At 59.8% G+C, this 20,116-nt stretch carries 11 protein-coding genes and 4 pseudogenes; 5 read left to right on the top strand and 10 right to left on the bottom strand.

Going from position 1 to position 20,116, the window contains the following annotated elements:
• Window positions 1-716: 716 nt before the first annotated feature.
• On the bottom strand, window positions 717-1,391 hold the full coding sequence (locus EN742_RS03920; protein WP_128332464.1) for a hypothetical protein: 675 nt from the start codon (window positions 1,389-1,391) through the stop codon (window positions 717-719).
• Between the two features lie 212 nt (window positions 1,392-1,603).
• Here EN742_RS03920 and EN742_RS03915 point away from each other — a divergent pair, with 212 nt between their 5' ends.
• Both EN742_RS03915 and EN742_RS03910 read left to right on the top strand, forming a co-directional pair.
• A complete protein-coding gene (locus tag EN742_RS03915; RefSeq protein ID WP_128332463.1) occupies window positions 1,604-2,101 on the top strand; it encodes a hypothetical protein in 498 nt (165 codons plus the stop codon).
• Between the two features lie 77 nt (window positions 2,102-2,178).
• Window positions 2,179-3,075, top strand: coding sequence for a hypothetical protein (locus EN742_RS03910; RefSeq protein ID WP_128332462.1), 897 nt, complete (start codon window positions 2,179-2,181; stop codon window positions 3,073-3,075).
• 192 nt (window positions 3,076-3,267) lie between these two features.
• Here EN742_RS03910 and EN742_RS03905 read toward each other — a convergent pair whose 3' ends face one another.
• The gene (locus tag EN742_RS03905) at window positions 3,268-3,639 is read right to left on the bottom strand and encodes a hypothetical protein (protein WP_128332461.1); all 372 of its coding nucleotides are present in this window, start codon (window positions 3,637-3,639) and stop codon (window positions 3,268-3,270) included.
• Between the two features lie 227 nt (window positions 3,640-3,866).
• Between EN742_RS03905 and EN742_RS37860 the strand changes: the two genes are divergently transcribed.
• Together EN742_RS37860 and EN742_RS03900 are read left to right on the top strand one after the other, a co-directional pair.
• A complete protein-coding gene (locus tag EN742_RS37860) occupies window positions 3,867-4,037 on the top strand; it encodes a hypothetical protein (protein ID WP_189375166.1) in 171 nt (56 codons plus the stop codon).
• A 444-nt stretch (window positions 4,038-4,481) separates the two neighbouring features.
• Window positions 4,482-6,599: pseudogene (locus EN742_RS03900) on the top strand (prolyl oligopeptidase family serine peptidase).
• A 564-nt stretch (window positions 6,600-7,163) separates the two neighbouring features.
• On the opposite strand, the pseudogene EN742_RS03895 reads toward EN742_RS03900, so the two are convergent.
• The 8 genes and pseudogenes from EN742_RS03895 to EN742_RS03860 all read right to left on the bottom strand — a co-directional run bounded on the left by EN742_RS03895 (window position 7,164) and on the right by EN742_RS03860 (window position 17,795).
• Window positions 7,164-8,244, bottom strand: a pseudogene (locus EN742_RS03895) (IS5 family transposase).
• A 99-nt stretch (window positions 8,245-8,343) separates the two neighbouring features.
• Window positions 8,344-9,300, bottom strand: a complete 957-nt coding sequence (locus tag EN742_RS03890; RefSeq protein WP_128332460.1) for a D-2-hydroxyacid dehydrogenase — start codon at window positions 9,298-9,300, stop codon at window positions 8,344-8,346.
• Window positions 9,301-9,684: 384 nt separating this feature from the next.
• Window positions 9,685-10,016 (bottom strand): annotated as a pseudogene (locus tag EN742_RS39125) (RidA family protein); the annotation flags it as partial.
• 522 nt (window positions 10,017-10,538) lie between these two features.
• Complete coding sequence (locus EN742_RS03880) at window positions 10,539-11,981, bottom strand: amidase (RefSeq protein ID WP_128332459.1); 1,443 nt, start codon at window positions 11,979-11,981, stop codon at window positions 10,539-10,541.
• A gap of 20 nt (window positions 11,982-12,001) precedes the next feature.
• Window positions 12,002-14,089: an ABC transporter ATP-binding protein gene (locus EN742_RS03875; RefSeq protein WP_128332458.1), complete on the bottom strand. Its 2,088-nt coding sequence runs from the start codon at window positions 14,087-14,089 to the stop codon at window positions 12,002-12,004.
• Complete coding sequence (locus EN742_RS03870; RefSeq protein ID WP_128332457.1) at window positions 14,082-14,939, bottom strand: ABC transporter permease; 858 nt, start codon at window positions 14,937-14,939, stop codon at window positions 14,082-14,084. The genes EN742_RS03875 and EN742_RS03870 overlap by 8 nt, the downstream gene beginning before the upstream one ends.
• Window positions 14,936-15,889 carry an ABC transporter permease gene (locus tag EN742_RS03865; RefSeq protein WP_128332456.1) on the bottom strand — a complete coding sequence of 318 codons (954 nt, stop codon included), beginning with the start codon at window positions 15,887-15,889 and terminating at the stop codon, window positions 14,936-14,938. Before EN742_RS03865 ends, EN742_RS03870 begins: the two co-directional genes overlap by 4 nt.
• A 250-nt stretch (window positions 15,890-16,139) precedes the next feature.
• Window positions 16,140-17,795, bottom strand: a complete 1,656-nt coding sequence (locus tag EN742_RS03860; protein ID WP_128332455.1) for an ABC transporter substrate-binding protein — start codon at window positions 17,793-17,795, stop codon at window positions 16,140-16,142.
• A 464-nt stretch (window positions 17,796-18,259) separates the two neighbouring features.
• On the opposite strand from EN742_RS03860, the pseudogene EN742_RS03855 reads away from it, so the two are divergent.
• Window positions 18,260-19,369 (top strand): annotated as a pseudogene (locus EN742_RS03855) (IS110 family transposase).
• The last annotated feature ends 747 nt before the right edge of the window (window positions 19,370-20,116 follow it).

Below are 20,116 nucleotides of genomic sequence, written 5' to 3'. Positions count from 1 at the left end.
AGCTAATCTCCGTGTTGATGTCTGCCTGAGCGCAGACCTGCGAGGTCCCCGACCCGGGACGTGGTCCCGATGACGCCGCGGTCTGGACTGATGCCGCCCCGCCGGGCGAGCACGCCAATGAGATGGGTGCATCGGAACCATATTGGACAAGCATCATGTTGGCGGCCGCCGCGCCGACCACGGACCGAAGCATGAACCCGGGCAGAACCTCATACGGCAGGAAAGCAGGCATATAGCACAACCAAAATGCAATCACGCTCTCCGCACACCCGGATGGGCGATCCCTTCTTGCATCAAATTTGCCTTGACGAGGACGGCCCCGTTACCGAAGTCCTGACCCTAGCCGACACGGCCTTTGGTCGGCGTCTCGGATGAAGTCTAGAAATGCTTGCGTCGGCTCCAACCAACGTCTCTTCTGGAGCGGAAACACGCTCAGAGATTTTTCCACTCGGCGGTGTCGCGTCGAAGAAGCGTTCTGCAAAGAATAGTCCCCCGAAACCACCGTCATGAACCACAGGGACATAGCTGTGACGATTGATATTTCGCGTAGTTACATCGGAAACCGACTCGCAAGTCATAAGATGAGCTCTAGGTGTCATTATCATTCCAACCGTAAGGCCTGCCTGTACGTGCCAATTTCCGCACTTACGTCGGCGAGTTCTTGATAATCGTTTTTCCGCACGAAACTTAAGCTCCCATGGGAGAAGGCGAGGAAATCAATGCGCGGTAGCAACGACGAGCCTGTCTCTTGAGTAATTGTAGAAGCGAGAATCAATTCTGAGTTTCACGTTTGAAGGACGATTCCCAGTGCAGCGTCTGGACCCGGAGGCGTCTAGGAATCCAACAGCAGCATTCAACCAGAACCGAAATTCACCCACGTCGAAATGCGCAATGTTCGAGCGTATGGTCTCAGCGGCATGCTTTTCATGGACCCGCGCCAGCTTGCAGATTGTCATTGCCAGCATGATTGGCTGGTCGTTAGCCCGCTCCCACAGGAAGTCGTCGTCTAGAAATGATGCTTCGTCAGCATCCGAAAACTCGAATCCACTACTGTCCCGTACCTCGGCAAGATTTTCATAGGGATGACTGTGGAAATCACCGATGAGCGTCAAGTGTGGTGCCCATCGATCCATCAGTTCGCTCTTCAGGCGGACAGCCTGATCGTTGGGCTTCACGCTGTTCCGTGATCGCTTGGCTGAAATGCTGAGACTCATAAGATCGACATGGAAATGGGTCGTTCCTTTCGAGTCCTCGCGACTGAAGCCCCAAAGATACCCCAGCGTTTCCAGCTTTGTTCGGCGCGGACGACCATCTCCGAGAACATAGGCTTCCAGTGTGGCAAGCGTAATAGTGTGACGAGCTGCATCAGAAACGGAAATGGTGAACTTCATCGTGCGTTACCTGAAGGTGCCTCCGATTCGTTTCCGATCAACGGCCAGCCACGATCCTCACTGGGGCTTCGCTGGTCCAAATCGCGATATATCCGACCTAGTCGGCCCGAATCCTGACCTTGATCAGGATCTCGCACGCGAAGTCCTGACCAAGAAGCAATCGCTGGTACGTCGGGGGCTTTATCGTTCCCGCCTACGACGGTGTTGCGCCTGTGATACCTGACGGCGAGGAAACCATCGAAGAAACCGCCGACGACCTTCTCGCCAGTGAGACGCTGGACTCCGCTGTCGAGGAGGAGGTCGATGAGAAGGATTCGACTGACCAACCACCGCGGGACAGGTTTCTTCCGTCGTCGATAGGGTTGACGGTGGTTCTTCCGGAAACGGTGAGTCAAGTCACGCTGCGCGCAACATGGGGGAACTATAAGACGGAGCCCCCATTGCCCGATGCGCTCCTCATTCCCGAAGTGTCGGGAAAGGGCAAGCCAAAGCCAGAAAAGCCCGAGAGCCTCCGTTGGGTTCGGGTTTCCGGCGAAGCCGCGATCGTCCTCGACGTCACTCGGAACCAGTCCGGGATCCCGCTGCCGGAAAGCGCTGCGCCTCACAGGCCGGGCGGCGGCATCGAAGTCGCCGTTCACACCGTGTGCTCCGTCAAAAGACTCCGGAAGGGGCTGAAGAGCGTCTGCGCGTCATCACCGTCTTCTTGGTAAATCGTCGACGGAGCACAAAGGCTCCGTACAGGACGTGGCCTACGCGTTCCAGACCCGGATCGAGCTCGAATGTGCGGATGGATTTTATCCGCGCAGCGACCTGTCCACCTACCAGTCCGAATGATTTCGAACTTAGGCTGGGCGATCTCCATTATCGCGATGTCCGCGAATATGCCGTTGGTCGCAACACATCTGCAGGCTGGCAAGAACGGCGTGACGCGACGAACGATCCGCTCCCCGTGACGCGTGTTTGGACCGATTTCCTTCCGCAGCAGGAGGTGGAGCGTGTCGTCCCGGCAAGGAGCGATGGCGTCGAGTTCGGCATGGAGGCTCTCGCTCGGGTTGCCGTTTCCGGAGCCGAAGCGGTCAGTGCAGCCTTGGATTCACTGCCTGAACTTTACGCCGAGTGGCGGCGGGGTCAGGAAGGAATGATGACAGGGCTTGCGCCGAGACGGCTAAAAACGGGCCAGGCACTTCTGGAAAATGTTGACACCGCCGGCAGCAGGATTCGCGATGGGATAGATCTCCTTAAGCGTGATACGGTGGCGCGTGAAGCATTCGGCCTGATGAATACGGCGATGGCGATGGCCAACCGCCGGCGCGAGGCAGTGATCCAGAAGAAGCTGCCGGGCGATGTAGACCCGCCAACATGGCGGCCGTTCCAGCTAGCCTTCGTCCTCCTCAATCTCGTTGGCGTGACCGACCGAAACAGTGGTGAGCGCGAGATCGTCGACCTGCTTTTTTTCCGACCGGCGGCGGCAAGAGCGTATCTTGGACTTGCCGCCTATGCGATTGTGCTGAGGCGGCTCCGCGGATCTGGCGTGCTGGGTGCGGGCATCAGCGTCATCATGCGCTACACGTTACGCCTGCTCACGCCGCTGGTCTCGTCTGCGCGCTCGAATTCCTGCGGACCCATGATGACAATGGCCGGAAGACGCTTGGCGAATGGCCGATCGAGATTGGACTCTGGGTAGGCGGCGCAGCCCCACCGAACAATCCAGCCGCGAAATTCTTCCGACAAGGACGCCGCGACGACCTGGCTGAAGCGGTACCAGAGCAGACCTAAGACGAAATCCCCGGTGCCACTGAAGGCATGTCCGTGGTGTGGTGAGCCCTTCAAGCCAGAGAGCTTCCACTTCACGCCCAACAGGACGGCTCCGCAGAATCTAGTGCTCAAATGCGAGAACGCCGAATGCGACTTCACGCGGGATCGACACCTGCCGGTGCTCGTGGTGGACGAGCCAATTTACCGCCGTCTTCCCGCATTTCTCATCGCCACGGTGGACAAATTTGCCTCCCTTCCATGGATTGGCAAGAGCGGCGCATTCTTTGGACACGTAGACCGGTATGATCCGGACACGGGGTTCTTCGGCGCGTATGAGCCAGGCGAAGGTCGCCCCTTCGGAAACGGGCATCGGCTCGATCCGCCGGATCTTGTCATCCAGGACGAACTGCACCTGATCTCTGGCCCGCTTGGAACGGTGGCCGCACTCTACGAAACAGCGATCGACCTGCTGTCGTCGCGGCCGGGTCTTCATGGACTCATTCGTCCAAAATCGTCGCTTCGACCGCGACCGTCCGAAGGGCGGAGAAACAGATCGCAGCCTTGTTCGATCGTTCGGAGACGGCCGTATTTCCGCCACCCGGCATCCACCGTACCGACAGCTTCTTCGCCAGGACTGTGCCATCGACACGAGAGCCAGCCCGCCTCTACGTCGGTGTGGCGAGTCAGGATCGCGGGCCTAAACTCCTCTTTCTTCGGAGCATGCAGACCCTGCTGGCAGGCGCGCAGGCACTGACTTCCAGCCCGACGCAAGAAGGGGAAGATCCCGCCGATCCGTATCTGACAGTGCTCACGTATTTCAATGCGCTTCGCGAGCTTTGGGGGCGCTCGTCGCATCTCCTCAGAACTCCGCTGCTTCCAGCTGGCGGCTGAAACCCACAGGCGCAGCCAGCTTGGTCGCTAACCGCATCGATCGCCTCATGGTGTCTGCCATGAATCCGGGTGCGTGAAGCGCTCCAGAGCGAAGATGTTGGGCGTCAACCAAGTTCACCAATGAGCTTCACTGCTCGAGTTCTGCACGGTGTCACCGGCTGGCGCCGGAGGTTGATCCGGTGATTAGGAGGAGCACTCGTTGTCGGATTCTCGACGATGTCGGACATGTGACACAACGCTTCCAGAGCGATCGCATTGTTCCGAAACGATTTTCCCAGTTGGCACGACGGTTGCGATCCTATGCGCAAAAGCCCTGCGATGCCGCACCGACTGGAAGAACTCATCAATGATCACGCTTTTCGAACATGTGGGCGCCGCTACCAACACTGAGCGTTCCCGAGCCGACGGAAGCCTCTATCCCTTCTTTCTGAAGGCTGTCCGGACATGAACGCATTTGATGTCCGTCCAACGCTGGATGCTCCCGACGACGATCCCTATCTCTGGCTTGAAGATGTAGAGGGCGAGCGGGCACTTGCCTGGGCCGCCGGCCAGTCGGCAAAGACCCTGAAGCACTTCGGTGGAACGCAGTTCGAGCGCGACCGGGCGGCTCTGACAGCCATTTTCGACAATCGCGACAACCTTCCCCTGATCGCGCGCCGTGGTCAGTACCTCTACAATTATTGGCGAGATGCCGGAAATCCACGCGGACTGTGGCGCCGGACCACCCTTGCCGCCTACATGAAGGCGGATCCCCAATGGGAGCTACTGCTCGATCTAGATGCTCTCGCGGCTAGCGACGGAGAGGATTGGATCTGGGACGGCGCGTCCGTCGAGCCGGAGAGACGGGAAAGAGCCGTTCTGCGCCTGCCACGCGGCGGCAGCGACGCGGTCGTGCATCGCGAATTCGACCTGAGCTCCCTGAGCTTTGTCGCCGACGGTTTCAATCTCCCCGAGGCCAAAGGCTACGTTAATTGGCTGGCCCTGACACGCTTCTGCTTTCCAGTGCGCTTGGTCATGGCATGGCCACCGCTCCGGTTACGCGCGCACCGTGCGACTGTGGAAGCGTGGCGCGGATCCCCTCGCGGCGCCAGTAATCTTCGAGACCGGTTCCGAAACCCTCGGTGTGTCTGGCCATCTGGACCGTACCGCCAAGAGCGAGCGCCTGTGGTTCGTCGAGCAACTGGCCTGGCTCGAGAAGATAGTCCGCATTGGTGATAGGAGCGGGCCAAAGATTGAGATCGACCTTCCTAAGGATGCTAGGTGGGCTACCTTCGGCGATTGGCTGGCGGTAAAGCCGCGCAGAGCATGGACGGTTGCCGGGACGACCTATTGCGCCGACGCGCTGATCGGCATCTCGCTTTCCTCATTCCTGGCCGGCGAGCGCCGTTTTAGCACCCTGTTTGAACCAGCCGAGAGGCGCTATCTGCAGTCAATCTTCTGGAATGACGGGAAACTCATTATCGCCTACCTGGCGAACCTCGTTCCGAGATTCGAGGTGTTCACGCCAGGCCCGCAGGAATGGACACGCCGAGCCCTGGACACCGTGCCGGCGCAAGGGACTGTTCACCTCTCGTCACTTGATGCGGCAGATCACGAGACCAATGGAGAGGTCCTGGTCTGTGCTCAGGATCCGATCACGCCGCCGCAGCTCTTGCTATTCGATCTCAATGCCGCGCCGCCTCTCAGCGCTTCAGCAATCCTGAAGCGCAGCCCGGAGAATTTCGACGCATCTGGACTGGTGGTCACGCGCCACGGGGCAGCCTCGATTGATGGTGAGATGATCCCGTATACGCAGGTCGGTCCGGCGAACGGGAATGGAGATGCCCCGGTTCACCTTTCCGGCTACGGCGGGTTCGGCAAATCGCTCCTGCCCTACTACAACTCCCCGCTCGGCAAGCTGTGGCTCGAGCGCGGCGGCACGTGTGTGAGAACATCCGTGGGGGCGGCGAGTTCGGCACCCGCTGGCATGATGCCGGACGTAGGGAGGGCAAGCGTCTTTCCCATGACGATTTCGCTGCCGTTGCCGCCGACCTCGTGCAAAGAGGCATCACGGTGCCGAGGCGGATTGCCGCCGAGGGCGGCTCAAATGGCGGCCTGCTGATTGCCAACATGCTCACCCGCTATCCTGAGCGTTTCGGCGCGCTGTTCTGCACAGTTCCGCTTATCGACATGCGCCGTTACACCAAGCTCCTGGCGGGCACGAGCTGGATCGACGAATATGGCGATCCCGACAAAGCTGACGATTGGGCTTTCCTGAAGGAAACCTCCGCCTATCACGGCGCGACGCCGGGACAGCCCTATCCACCCATCCTGCTCGCCACTACGAAGCGTGACGACCGCGTCCACCCGGGCCATGCGCGCAAGATGGCCGCAAAGCTGCAGGCTCTTGGCTATCCCGCTTACTTCTACGAGCCCAGCGCGGGCGGGCACAGCTACGGCAAAGACAATCGCGAGCGGGCCGCATTCATTGCCTTGGGCAACAATTTCCTTCGCAGCGCGATCGGCTGGCACGCCGATAGCTTTCATACACGACCGGAAGCTCGACGGGCGAACTTCGGATGAGTGAGTACAGGTCGATGACTGCGAGAACGGTGCAAATGATCCGTGCACGGTTCACGAAAATGCGCGCCAGCGCTGTGTCGATCTCAATCAATACTGCAGGACTATTTACATTGAAGCCTATCGTCAACCATGTCGATCCGGTCAAGTCAATCATCGCCTCACGACCGCAAACAAGCAACTGGACGAGCGTGTCCTCGACTTACACGCGGGGGAACTTCCACCTCAAGAGACTTCAGCCATCGGTTCATCGCCCTGGAGTGCGGTTTGCAGTCATGCATTGTTTTTAACGCGCCCCTGAGGCTTCACTTTTATGACTATCTTATTCAATTTTCGATGGTGGAATGAAAGGGGCAGTCGCTACGCCGTGGCATCCAAGAAACCCGACCTTGAGTCCTGGCGACTCCGATGGTGACTTGGGTGAAGCTCGAGACCTAGCAGGCTGTTGAAGAATGACGACGTTCGGCCTTTAAGATGGCGGACGGCGCGAGTCTGAGGTAGCCGCGGTCCGCAAATCGGCCTCGACTATGCGCCAGCGGCCGGTCAACTGGCGGGCTGCAGGCGCACTCATGTCGACACCGCCAAGAGCTTGGGCAGCCGCACCAGATTGTAGTCGGCCGCCGCGAAGGTGAAGGCCCATCCGACGCGATCGCGGCCGCGGAACCTAGTTTTCTTCTGCCCGGCGACCGCCTTGATCCGCCCGAACGCCTCCTCGATGCGCTTCCCGGTACGCTGGCTGACGGCATAGCCGCTGTGTCGCGTCGTGCGGCCGAGAATCGCCGAACTGCGGCCTCTGGGGTTCTGCGCCACATGCGGCGTCACGTACATCGAGCGCAACTCGTCGACGAAGTCCTCGCTGTCGTAGGCCTTGTCGGCGCCGAGCGTTATCGCCTGCGGCCGGTCGGCACGAGGTTCGATCAGGTGCAGCCCCGCCACCCGTTCGGCATGTCCGTCCGCCAGCGTCAGGCAGGCATCGACGAGCGGGCCTTGGCGGTTCTCCATGAGCCCGTGCCCGATGAAGCACAGCTTCGTCTCCTTGCCTTGCCCCTTGCGGTAGAGACCTCGACCACCGATCCGGATGCGCGGGTTCGACCGCTTCTGGCCGTGGAAGATCGCTTCGGCATTGCGCACGCCGCCTTCGGCCCGCGGCTCGCCCGAGCCATCCTTCGGCTTGACACCCTTCATGGAGGCCCAAGCCTCGACCAGCGTGCCATCACCGAGAAGTGATCCGTCGACAGAAGCTTCCTTAACTTTGGGCTGCGCCAGTACCGCAGCCAGGAACTTCGCCGCGATGTCGCCCGCCAGCAGCCGATCGCGATTCTTCGAGAACACCGAATGGTCCCACGCCGCGTCATCAAGGCCGATGCCCGCGAACCAGCGGAAGAGAAGATCATACTCCAGACGCTCCATCAGCAGCCGCTCCGAGCGGGTCGAGTAGAACGCCTGCAGCAACATCGCCGCAGTAGCTTCTCCGCGGGATCGACGGCCGCCCGATCGGCGAATACAGCGCCACGAAGTCGTGCTCCAAAGCAGCCAGCCCCTCATTCACGATAACCCGGATGGCGCGCAACCGATGATCGCGCCGAACCCGCGCCTCAAGGTCAACGTAGCTGAAAAGCTCACCACTCCGGTTGTCACCGCCGCGCAAGCTTGCCCCTCCGAACCTCGTTGGAGCTAGTGAATCACGCTCCCAACGCCGCGGCAGGCGCTTTTTCAACGGCCTGCTAGGCCAGGGCGCGGGTTGACCTTAATATCCGCGTTCGAGATCAACGATATTCTTCAATTCATGGCCCTCCAGTAGCCGCGTCAGGTTCTCCGCAAATACCGAGAATGCCCGCCTCTCGTAATTAGCCGGATTGCCCGCCATATGAGGTGTGACCATCACGTTCGGCATCGTCCAGAGCGGATTTGTTGGAGGCAGCGGCTCCTGCTCGAAGACGTCAAGCATAGCGCCTGCAATGGCCCCTGTCTGCAATGCTTTAATCAACTCCGCTTCGACAACAACGCTGCCTCTCGCGATGTTAATGAGGTATGCGTCAGGGCGCATGCAGGCAATCTCGTCGGGTCCAAAGAAGCCTACAGTTTCGGACGTTGCAGGCAGGGCAAGAACGACGAAGTCGCAACGTGGCAACATGTCGGCCATAGCATCACGCCCGAACAGTTCGTCCACGCCATCGGCGTTCACAGTAACATCTCGCTTCGAGCCAAGAACTGTCATGCCAGCGCTCTTGGCTCGGCGGGCGATTACTGCGCCGATGGACCCTAAGCCGACCACGCCTATTGTTTTCTCCGCAAGGGGCGAAACGGTTCGTGGATTCCAGCGCTTATTGACCTGGTCACCCAACAGGCTGCGGAAATTCCAGTGCAGCATGGTCACCGCGGCCATGACATAGTCTGTGATAACCTCGCCATGGATACCGCGAGCGTTGGTTACAGTGATGTGGCTAATACGATCTCGGATAGAAAACAGGGAGTCGACACCCGCGCCGGTGAATTGGATCCAGCGAAGCTTCGAAGCCCTGTCGAATACCTCGACCGGAAACCGGAATGTGAGCAGTACTTCCGCCTCGCCAATATGTTTCTCGAGGCTGGAGGCGTCTGGCGCTTGCACAACGCGCAGGTCCGGAAAACGGCCTTTAATGAGTTCGGCATAAGTCTTTGCCGACGCATGGCTTATAACAACAATCGGTCCCTTGCTTTCCACAACTGAGTCCTTTTCGATATGCGTGTTTGTTTAGCTCAACGATGATCGGCGTTAGGCGGGCCAACTGTGATAAACATGATTGCCCGCACGGACTGAACAGCTCAAACCCTCATTGACCCTTTCCGCCCAATCGGAGAGCCGCAACTTGCGGTATCAGCGTCATCTGCTAACCGTCGTCCAGTACGCAATTTCGCTGCTCGCTGCCCCGCGCAAACGGCGGCTGTAGCACAGATTGCGTCCTCCCGAATTTTTCTGTTTGGCCACACTAACCCGTCCTGAGCGAATGGGTGCGTAATTTGCAAGCTGCGCAGCTTGCCGGCGAGGTGGGCGTGGAATGTGCAGGTGTCCTGCTTGCAGCGAAACCCTGTAGGAGGTGACGTACTTCGCGGCGAGAACTGCGATTTCAACCTTATACTCGTCTCGGCAAGCTTGGCTTCGACCGTGGCACGGGCGGGTGCTTGCCCTGCAGCAACCCAAGCATCCCAAGCCGCATTCAGCTCCGCGAACGTGGAAATGGCCGTCAGCCAAATATTTGGCATGAGCAGCTTGGTCTTATCGGTGCCGGCCTCCGCCAGCAGTGTATCTATGATCGATCGTATGTCTTTGGTCTGCTCGGCGACGCTCCCGCCAGCTGTATTCCTGGTGACCTGGCCAGCGAGACAGGCGGTGTCGCTATGGACGACTGCGGCGCCTGACTTGATGCGTTGAATGGTCATGGGAAAATCCTCGAGCGATTAATGGAACGATGGCACCGATTGCAGAAGCGTGTTTCACTGCTTCGCGACAGCTGCAATTGCGGCGTGCCTTCGTCGATTTCTATCAATTCATCACGAAAGCGCGCGCGCACGTCAGTGTCGGTGAAAAGGCTGGTTTTCTTGAGCTGCAATGGCGTGTGAACACTCGTAGCGGCCCGATCAGAGCGCGGTCAGTTGTGGTCGCGTCGTTAGGCCCTGGTCGGACCATGTCGCCTCGAAATTTGGCTATAACTTGCCGCTCGCAGTGAAACGCGAGTATCACATGCACTATACTGCCGAGCAAGGTGCACGGTTGCGTAGTTCATTATATTCTGAGGACGGTTTCCTGATGTCGCCGATGGCACGCTGAATTCGCGTGACCACCGGTGACGAACTGGGACTGCGCGATACTGCAAAGACTCCCGTGCAACTCGCAAGACGGTCAAGAGTATTGCACGCCAGGATTGCTCAATATTCAGCGCCAATGGCCCTCAAGCGACGGCTTCAGGTCGCGCCTGCTCTGACACTTGGCCGCCGCTCATACCAAGGTCTGGCTTCCTCCAGATCGCGTGCGATACGGACCAACGTGGCCTCATCGCCAAAGCGGCCCACGAGTTGAAGGCCGATTGGCAGCCCGCTGGCACTCTGTGCCAAAGGCAGCGACACCGATGGATGTCCGGTGGCATTGAAGACGTGCAGGTACGGATAAAGCGCGTCACAGCACTCTGTGAATTGTTCTATGGAGAGCGTCGGGCTGGTGGGGCGATAAATGCTATCATGCGGCAGTGCCACTGTTGGCATCGTGGGAGTCAGGAGAATGTCAAAGGGATGGATCGCTTCGCCCACGCGGAATCGAAAACTCCGCAATGCTTCAAGCATGTCTCCCAAAGAACCCGCTTGAGACTTCCGGTCATGTTCATAAGCCTTGAGACTAAACGGCTCTAAGGTGTTCGAATCAATTTGCCGCCCCATGGCTCGGGCAAACTTTTCAAGCCAAGCGACGCTGAGCCTCCCTCTGGCAGGATCCAGAACTATTCTAAAAAACTCGGCGGACTCGTATGGTGGCGGAATGTCCGTCACCGAATGCCCAATCTCATCGAGAAGCGCAGCCGTGCTCTCGACCGCCTGTAATATCTCTGGCTCGACCTTGGCCGCTCCCCATGCAGTCATCGCAACCCCCACCCTGAGAGTGCCGGTGGGCTGCGAAAGTTCCTCGACATAGGGTCGGGTCGGCTGGACGATAATGAAGGGATCGCCGGGATGAGGGCCGGCAAAGACATCTAAAGCAGCCGCCATGTCGCGCACGGTTCGGCACAGAACGAACTGGCGCGAAAAGCCAAATGAGCTATCCTGATTGTTCGGGCCGCCCGAAACGCGCCCGCGCGAGGGATTCAATCCGACAAGACCACACCACGCCGCAGGAATGCGAATTGATCCGCCACCGTCGCCCCCATGCGCTATAGGAGTAATACCCGCAGCCACCGCCGCTGCTGCGCCGGAGGATGAGCCGCCTGCGGAGCGCTCGAGATCCCATGGATTGCCGGTGACACCATTGAGGATAGACTCGCTCATTCCAGATTCGCCGAACTCCGTGGTTGTTGTTCTTCCTAGCGTTCGGAGACCGGCGGCCCGCGCCCGACGAAAGAAGTAGCTCTCCGTCTCAGGCCGATAAGCCCTGCATAGTCGGCTTCCCATTTCCTGAAGGCGGCCAGCTTCAGTCGCTCCCAAGTCCTTGCGAAGGAAGGGCACGCCATCAAAGAGCCCCCCGTCCGCACCCGCAACAGTCTCAGCATCCTCATAGAATTCGATGACCGCATTGATGCGCTGGTTGACCTCATCGTGCGCCTCGCGGGCCAGGCGCGTCAATTCCAAGGGCGTCACTTCGCCCGCTCTCACGAGAGACGCCAAACCGGTCGCGTCATGCTCGACGTATTCACTCAATCTCATCTCAGTTATTCCTTGGCCAATCAGCTCAGATCGATGGCTGGCATGGTCGCCGCTAAATCGATTTGAGCGGGTCCAGACAAAGGTTTAACGTGAGTTCGCATTGGCTTTGATTTCCGTTGCAAGCACTCGAGCTCTTCTGCCCGAATATGGCAACGGATGATATGACCGGGTTCCGCTTCAGTCAGCGGCGGCTCGGTTGTCTCGCAGACCGCGCCAAGCTTGCGTGGGCATCGGTTTTGGAAGACGCACCCGGGAGGCGGATTGGCCGCAGACGGAATTTCCCCGGAAAGCCGAATGCGGGAGTTCTGGTTGCCGTCGAGGTTGGGGACCGCGGAAAGGAGCGCCTCGGTGTAGGGGTGGTTTGGTCCTTCGAATACGCGCTCCGATGGCCCCACCTCCATGATTCGCCCAAGGTAAAGCACGGCAATCCGATCGGAGAGATAGCGCACGACGCCAAGATCGTGAGAGATGAAGACGTAGCTGACAGCTTGAGCGGCCTGAAGCTCGGCGAGAAGATTCAGGATCGCGGCCTGAACCGAAACGTCGAGCGACGAGGTGGGTTCATCGCAGACCACGACGCGAGGGTCGCCGGCGAAGCTTCGCGCGATCGCAACGCGCTGCTTGAGCCCGCCGGAAAGCTGGCGCGGACGCAGAGCTAAATGCTTAGGAGTTAGGCGGACCGCCGCTATGAGGGCGTTGAGACGGCCTGACAGCTCGGGGCCACGAAAGCCCCCAAGCTTGCGCAAAGCGCGGCCAATGATGCGGGCGACGGAATGGGAGCGGTTCAACGCCGAATCCGGGTTTTGGAAAATAATTTGTACCGCTTTCACCTCTTCGTCCCGGCGCCGGTCGAGACTGGCAGCAATGGGCTTGCCGTCAAGCTCGATGACCCCGCCAGGATCGGGTGGTACCAGCCCCAGAAGCATTCGAGCCAACGTGGTCTTTCCGGAGCCGGATTCGCCGACCAGACCGAGTGTTTCCCCCGGCTGCAGGCTGAGCGAGACATCCGCTACCGCACGGATCGCATGGCTGCCCTGGCCGAAACTCTTCGAGAGATTGCTAACCCGGAGTACCGGCGCGGCCCCCGCTGCCGGCTTCTGTACCACCACGTCGGCGGGCGTGCTGCGCGGAAGGTGAGCCGCCCGTTCCGGGTAATGGCAGCGCACAAGCCGACCGCCAACACCCCGCAGCTCCGGAATTTTCGTTCGGCATTGGTCATCGGCGAGCGCGCAGCGCTCGGCGAAGGGACAACCGGACATCAGCGCGCCAGGAGTGGGCAAGAAGCCCGGAATGGTATCAAGCCGTCCGTGGTCCTTTTGCTGCCCGCCCCGCGGTAGGCACCGCAGAAGCGCCACAGTGTAGGGATGGCGCGGTGAGATCAAGATCTCTCGCGCTGGCCCTTCTTCCACCAGCGTTCCCGCATAAAGGACGCCGACGCGGTCGCACATCTTAGCCACAATGGCGAGGTTGTGACTGATGAACAGGATCGAGGTGCCCAGCTCGCGCCGGAGATCGCTGATGAGTTCGAGGACCTCGGCCTCCACTGTGGCGTCAAGGCCGGTGGTGGGCTCGTCGAGGATCAGCATAGTCGGATCGCTTGCCAGTGCCATGGCGATCGCGACCCGCTGCTGCATCCCGCCCGAAAGCTGATGGGGAAAGCGCTGCATGACCGAGGCGGGATCGGCGATCCGCACCTTTTTCAACATCTCGAGCGCACGAGCTTCGCGCTCGGCGGGCGGCACGCTTATCACTTCGAACACCTCAACCAACTGCCGTCCGACTTTCAGCGAAGGGTTCAGCGCTTTGCCAGGGTCTTGATAAACCATCGAGACCGTTTTTGCCCGCAGTTCCCTAAGCGGCTCGGGCCCAAGCCGCATCACATCCGTTCCGTCGAGCATAACCGACCCGCCGGTGATCCTCCCATTCCGCGGCAGATAGCGCACCGCTGTAAGCGCCACGGTGGACTTGCCGCAGCCCGACTCACCAACCAGCCCGTATGCCTCGCCACGGGCGATCTCCAAGCTTACGTCGCGCAGCACCGCTCGGTTGCGCCCGCCGCTGCGGTAGGCGACCGAGAGTCGGTCTAGGAATAGCGCCGGCTCAGTCATCGAGCGCTCCGTGCAACCCATCGGCTGTCAAATTAACTCCGATCACGAGGCTGGCGATCGCCAGGGCGTCAAACACCACCGTCCACCAATACCCGCCGCTGATCATCGAGTAGTTAGTCGCGATCGACAGCCCCCAATCTGGCGAGGGTGGCTGCAGGCCGAAGCCGATAAAGCTCAGGCTGGCGACGGCGAAGATTGCATAACCGAGGCGCACTGAGGATTCAACGAGGATGGGCGGGAGTATATTTGGCAGGATTTCGACGAACATGATATGGATGGCATTCTCGCGGCGGAGCTTGGCGGCGGCGACGTAGTCGAGCTCCCGCTCAGACAATACTGCAGAGCGGACGGTGCGGGCGATGACTGGGCCGAAGGACAGGCCGATGACGATGATCACCATCGTCTCGGACGTGCCGAGCGCAACAATCGCCAGGAGCGCGATGATGATCCCCGGGATCGCCATCTGGGCCTCGATCAGACGCGAGATGACGTCATCTACGATGCCTCGGAAGTAGCCGATGAGAAGGCCGAGCACGGTGCCCACGACGGTCGCCAGGATCGTCGCGAGGGGCGCGACGATGAGAAGGTCGCGCGAGCCGACGATGACGCGGGAAAAGACGTCGCGGCCGAGTTGATCGGTCCCGAACCAGTGTTCTGCCGAAGGCGGCCCGAGCGCGTTCAGGATGTCATCAGCCCGAGGGTCGTAAGGCACGACGTGTAGGCCGAGAAGAGCGCAGAACACCCAGAAAAGCAGGACGGCCATCCCGGCCAGGAAGGAGCCCGATTGGGACAGCGCTGCGAAGACCTCTTGGGGCCGGCCCCTGGGCGTAGCGGCGGCAACATCAGTCATTGGCCGTCCTCCATCCGGATGCGCGGATTGAGGAGGGAATAGAGCAGATCGGCGAGCAATGTCGCCACGGCATAGGTGATGCCGACAATTAGCACGCACGCCTGTAGCGTCGGGAAATCCTTGCTCTTGGCCGCGTTGAAGATCAGCGATCCAATCCCCTGGTAGCGGAACAACGTCTCCACAACCACAAGGCCGCCTATAAGGTAACCCGTCTGGCTGGCAATGACCGTTATCGTCGGCAGCAGCGCATTCCTCAGCACGTGCCGCCACACGACCTGGCGCCAATGCAGGCCTTTCAGGACGGCAGTGCGGGTATAGTCGGAGTCGAGTGCCTCGATCATGCCCGCCCGTGTCATGCGAGCAATATAGCCGAATAGGACGAGCACGAGCGGCATTGCGGGCAAGATCAAGTGGTAGAGCTGCATCAAGGGTCCCGCGCCATCCGGCCACGCAGCGGAGATCGGGAACCAGCGCAGCCAGATGCCGAAGATCAGGATCAGCACGATGCCGCTGACGAACTCGGGCACCACCGTCGCCGACAAGCCTCCGAGGCTGATGATGCGGTCAAGAGGCCGGTTCACATTCAGGGCAGCCACGACACCACCCAAGATGCCGAGTGGCACCACGAGCAGGAAGACTACCACCGCAAGCTTGAGCGAATGGCCCAGCGCTTGAATTACGAAAGGGGCGACGGGGGCGCGATAGAGGTAGGACTGGCCCATATCGCCCTGAAGAAAATTCCACATCCAGGAGCCGTACTGCACTAAGAGCGGTCGATCGACGCCAAGCTCGTGATTCAGCACATCCACTGCCTCCTGGGAGGCTAAGGGGCCTAGGATTGTTCGGCCGACATTGCCAGGTAGAATCTGCCCCAGAAAAAACACGAGCACACTCAGCACAACGAGCGTTATTAAGGAATAGGCACAGCGGCGAGCAAGCAAGCCTTTCATAGGATTTTCCTTTTGACCAGTTCCTCGCCTGGCCGGCACCGTCGCGCGACACCTGCGCGGAACCGGACAGAGCGCCCCAACGTCGATCGCGGCATAGGGCTGGGCGAATCGAGAGCGAGCGCCGCGAGCTACACATCGAGGTCGAGCTGCTCGCCGGCCGTCCTGGTGACCTCCACAGTTCCGCCCGCCACTGCAAGCCTCAAGGAATCCGTTTCAGCAGAGAGCATCACGCGGATCTACAGAGGCGGAGTTATGCCTTTCCGGCAGTTTGCAGAAACAGATTTAAGCTTGTTGCCTGCACGCCAGCTACGCCCTTTTTTGTCGCGGTCAAGGTGTCGTAGAAATAACCGAAGATCTGCGGCGTCTCTTCGAGCAGCAATCGCTGGATCTTGCCTGCAGCCGCCCTTTGTGCCTCCAGTTCGAACGCGGCGAGGTAGCTCTTGACCAGCATGTCATATTCCTGGTTCTTGAAATACGACGCGTTCCAGGCGGCGTCGCTCGTCACAAATTGGAGATAGGCGTTAGGCACACCACGATGACCGTAGTCAGCTATCTTGATCGGCGCGTCGAACCAGTCGGATTTACCGGGGACGGCATCCCCGTAAAAGGCGCTCTGGTCCATGATCTTAAGATTGAGGTCAATGCCGATCTCCTTTACCCAACTCTGGATGAGCTGGGCATAGGCCGGGATTTCGGCGAACTGCTCGGTGGTCAGCGTCACCTGGAGGCCCTTCTCCACTCCTGCCGCTTTCATCAGTTCTCTGGCCCGGGGGATGTCCTGCTTGCGTTGCGGCACCGTCGGGTCGGTCGAGGGATAGAGCGGGGCGAAGGGGCTGTCGTTGCCGACCACCGCTCGGCCTTTCATAAGGCCTTTCACGAGCTTATCACGGTCCAAACACAACGCCACTGCCTGGCGGATACGCGGGTCCTTGAAGGGACCCATGTCGCAACGCATTTGGACCGCCTCATGCGCAGCAGATGCGAAACTGAGGATATCGATACTCGGATCGGTCAGCAGTGTCGCACCGGAGAACGCGGAAACCACTGGGATAATATCAACCTGTCCAGCCTGCAGCGCGAGGATTTGCGGCTGGATATCTTGGAACAAGATGAACTCTGTCCTCGCCGGCAGCGCTTTCGGCCCCCAATAATTATCATTGCGCACGAAATTCGCACTGACGCCCTGAGTGTACTTATCAATCTTGAATGGGCCGGTGCCATCCCATGTCTTCTCGTAATCCCCGGAATAGCTTGATGGTAGGATGATGGAGTTGTAGTTGTCGGACGATACAAAATACGGGAAGTTGCCGTTCGGACCATCGAGATGGAACTCTACGGTGTAGTCGTCCACCTTACGGGTGCCGCCGTTCTGCAGGACGCCCTGGAATACAGCGAGGGCGTTCGAGCCGTTCTTCGGATCGGCCAGCCGATTGAAAGTTGCGACGACGTCATCGGCCTTCATCTCGCCGCCAGAATGGAACTTGACACCCTTGCGCAGCGTGAAAGTCCAGATCGAACCATCCTGATTGGGTTTCCAAGCTGTGGCGAGACCGGGTCTCAGCGCCAGATCCGTGCCGACAGTGCAGAGCCATTCACCAACCTGCTGAAACAGCAACACACCAGCACTGCCCATCTGAACGGGATCGATCGCTGTCTTCGGCATATCAGTCGCGACCCGAATTGTCGCACCGGGTTTGACTTCGGCCCTGGCTATTGACGGCGCAGTGCTAAAGCCAGCCGACAGTGTAGCCTGCCCAAGAAATGGAAGCGATAGGCCAAGCAAGCTGCCGTGCCGCAAGAACTCACGCCGACTCACGCGGCCATCCACGTAGCCGTCAATCAAATGGTTTTCGACAGGCGTGAGGGCGGCACGCAGAGCGTCAAGCGATTTAGCATTTCGTGTCACGATTGTTCCTCCTCTTTTGTGAAGTCCGGCTTGCCGGGCTTACGGATCGCCAAGGCGCAAGCGAACCTAAGCTGCTATTGCGCATTTGACTCATAAATCCAGATGCGCGGCACTCTCACGGCATCGTCTTGACGCCCATAAAACTTGCGACGCGTCCATCTCCTCCCAGGATTTGGTTTATTCTATTATATTCAGTAATTGCTGGTTGGTTGCTGCGTATTTCAGCCTCATCTGCATAAATCCCTCTTTCGCCCCGCAGATAGGAGTGGTTTCCTGCATCACGATGGCCACTGCAACTCGCGGATCGACCTTCCCTCCTCTTCGTTTTTTGCAGGATGTAACGGTCAATCTCGTAGGTAAGACCGTATGTCACCGCTTCTGCCGGTGAGGTGGCTCGCCCTACACTGCGCGTCCGAGGGTTGCTCGGGCGGGCCGAGCCGATCCTCATCACAGGAGGACGAGCCGTGGCAGATTATAGGGAAGCATTTGTCGGAATCGATGTCGCAAAGCTGAGGAACGCCATCGCGGTTGCGGATGCCGGGCGAGAGTGAGAAGTTCGCTTCTTCGGCGAGGTCGACGCCTCGGATGAGAGCATGCGCCGAGTTATCCAGCGGATTGCCACCAGGTTCGATCGAGTCCATTTCTGCTACGAGGCCGGCCCGACCGGCTATGGTTTCTATCGGCTGATCCGTTCGCTGGGTCACGAATGCACCGTAGTCGCTCCGTCGCTCATTCCGAGGAAGCCCAGCGATCGGGTGAAGACAAACCGCCGGGATGCCCTCGGATTGGCCAGGTTGCTGCGCGCTGGCGAACTGACGGCGGTATGGGTCTCCGATGAAGACCACGAAGCCATGCGGGATCTCGTCCGCGCCCGGGCGGCCGCAGTTGAGACACTTCGGGTCCACCGGCAGCATGTGAGCGCCTTCATGCTCAAGCACGGACGTATCTTTCCGCGCAAAAAGGGCTGGACGATGCGCTATCTCTGCTGGCTGCAGGCGGAGCAGTTCGATCATCCCGCACATCAGATCGCGCTCCAGGAGATGGTCGAGGCGGTTCGCATCTCGAAAGAGCGGGCCGAGCGGCTTGAGCGTGTGATCGAGGAGTTCGTTCCAGCCTGGTCGCTGGCGCCGATCGTGCGGGCGCTGCAGACATTACGTGGTGTGGATCTGATCGTTGCCGTGACGTTTGCTACCGAGATTGGCGACGTGCGCCGTTTCGAAAGCCCGCGCCAGCTCATGGGCTATCTCGGCCTTGTTCCTGGTGAGCGGTCGACCGGAGAGACAGTCAGACGGGGCAGTATCACCAAGGCAGGGAATGGCCGCGTTCGTCATATGCTGGTCGAAAGCGCATGGACCTATAGGCATGCGCCGAAAGTCGGCACGAAGAAGCTGTATCGTCTGGAGCAGGCGCCGCCAGGGGTGAGAGAGATCGCCTGGAAGGCGCAGGCGCGACTGACGGCCCGCTATCGCATGTTAAGCGGACGAGGCAAGAAGACGACAGTGGTCTGCACGGCGATAGCCCGCGAACTGGTAGGCTTCATGTGGGCTGTTGCCAGGGAGGCGCACGCAACCTAATCTAGTCGCTGCACGCGACACACATCCTTCGCTCATGGGCGGGGGCGGGACCACGGCAGGGGAATGCCCGTCAGACGCTTTGTGGCCGGCAAATCGACCGACGCCCGCAGTAAGATAGGAACAGCCCCGGACGCACAATCGGGAATGCGGTAACCAATCCGCGCATCAGAGCTTGATCACCGACGTCCTTCAGTTCCGCCTCCACCCATGCGCGATCATCAGAATGAACAGCCGACCTCTCGATCGGCCGGACCCCCACGTTCCAAACCTTGACAGCGGACATCAGAGCGCTGTCCCGGCGGCACCTTTCGCGCGTGGATGTAAGGGACGATGTTCGAGGCCTTTGAGGGCTTCGACATATGACGATTTCAGAGTTTACGCTTAAGTCCAAGGACGAGGAGCCGGTCCGTCGGCTGGAGATCTTCACTGGTTCGGGTCGGCGGCGTGAGTGCCGCCGGAGGAGAAGGCCCGGATAGTGACGGAGAGCTACGAGGCGGGCGAGACGGTTTGTGCTGTGGCACGCCGGTGTGGGCTTTCCCCGCAGCAATTGTTCACCTGGCGTCGGGCTGCTCGCCGGTCGATGGGGGAGGCAGCGATATCGGAATCCATGTTCGTGCCGGCGGTGGTGACGGCAGCGCCTCCGAAGCCTGCGGCGAAGCATCGGCCACAGCCAAGAAAGCGGGAGCCGGCTCGAGACGCTGATGTGATCGAGCTCGAGATCGACGGCATCGCAATGCGGGCGGGTCG

The sequence above is a fragment of the Mesorhizobium sp. M4A.F.Ca.ET.020.02.1.1 genome, from assembly GCF_004022645.1.
GTDB lineage: Bacteria > Pseudomonadota > Alphaproteobacteria > Rhizobiales > Rhizobiaceae > Mesorhizobium.
Note: the sequence above shows the minus strand (reverse complement) of the source record. Positions and strands in the feature narration are given on the sequence as shown.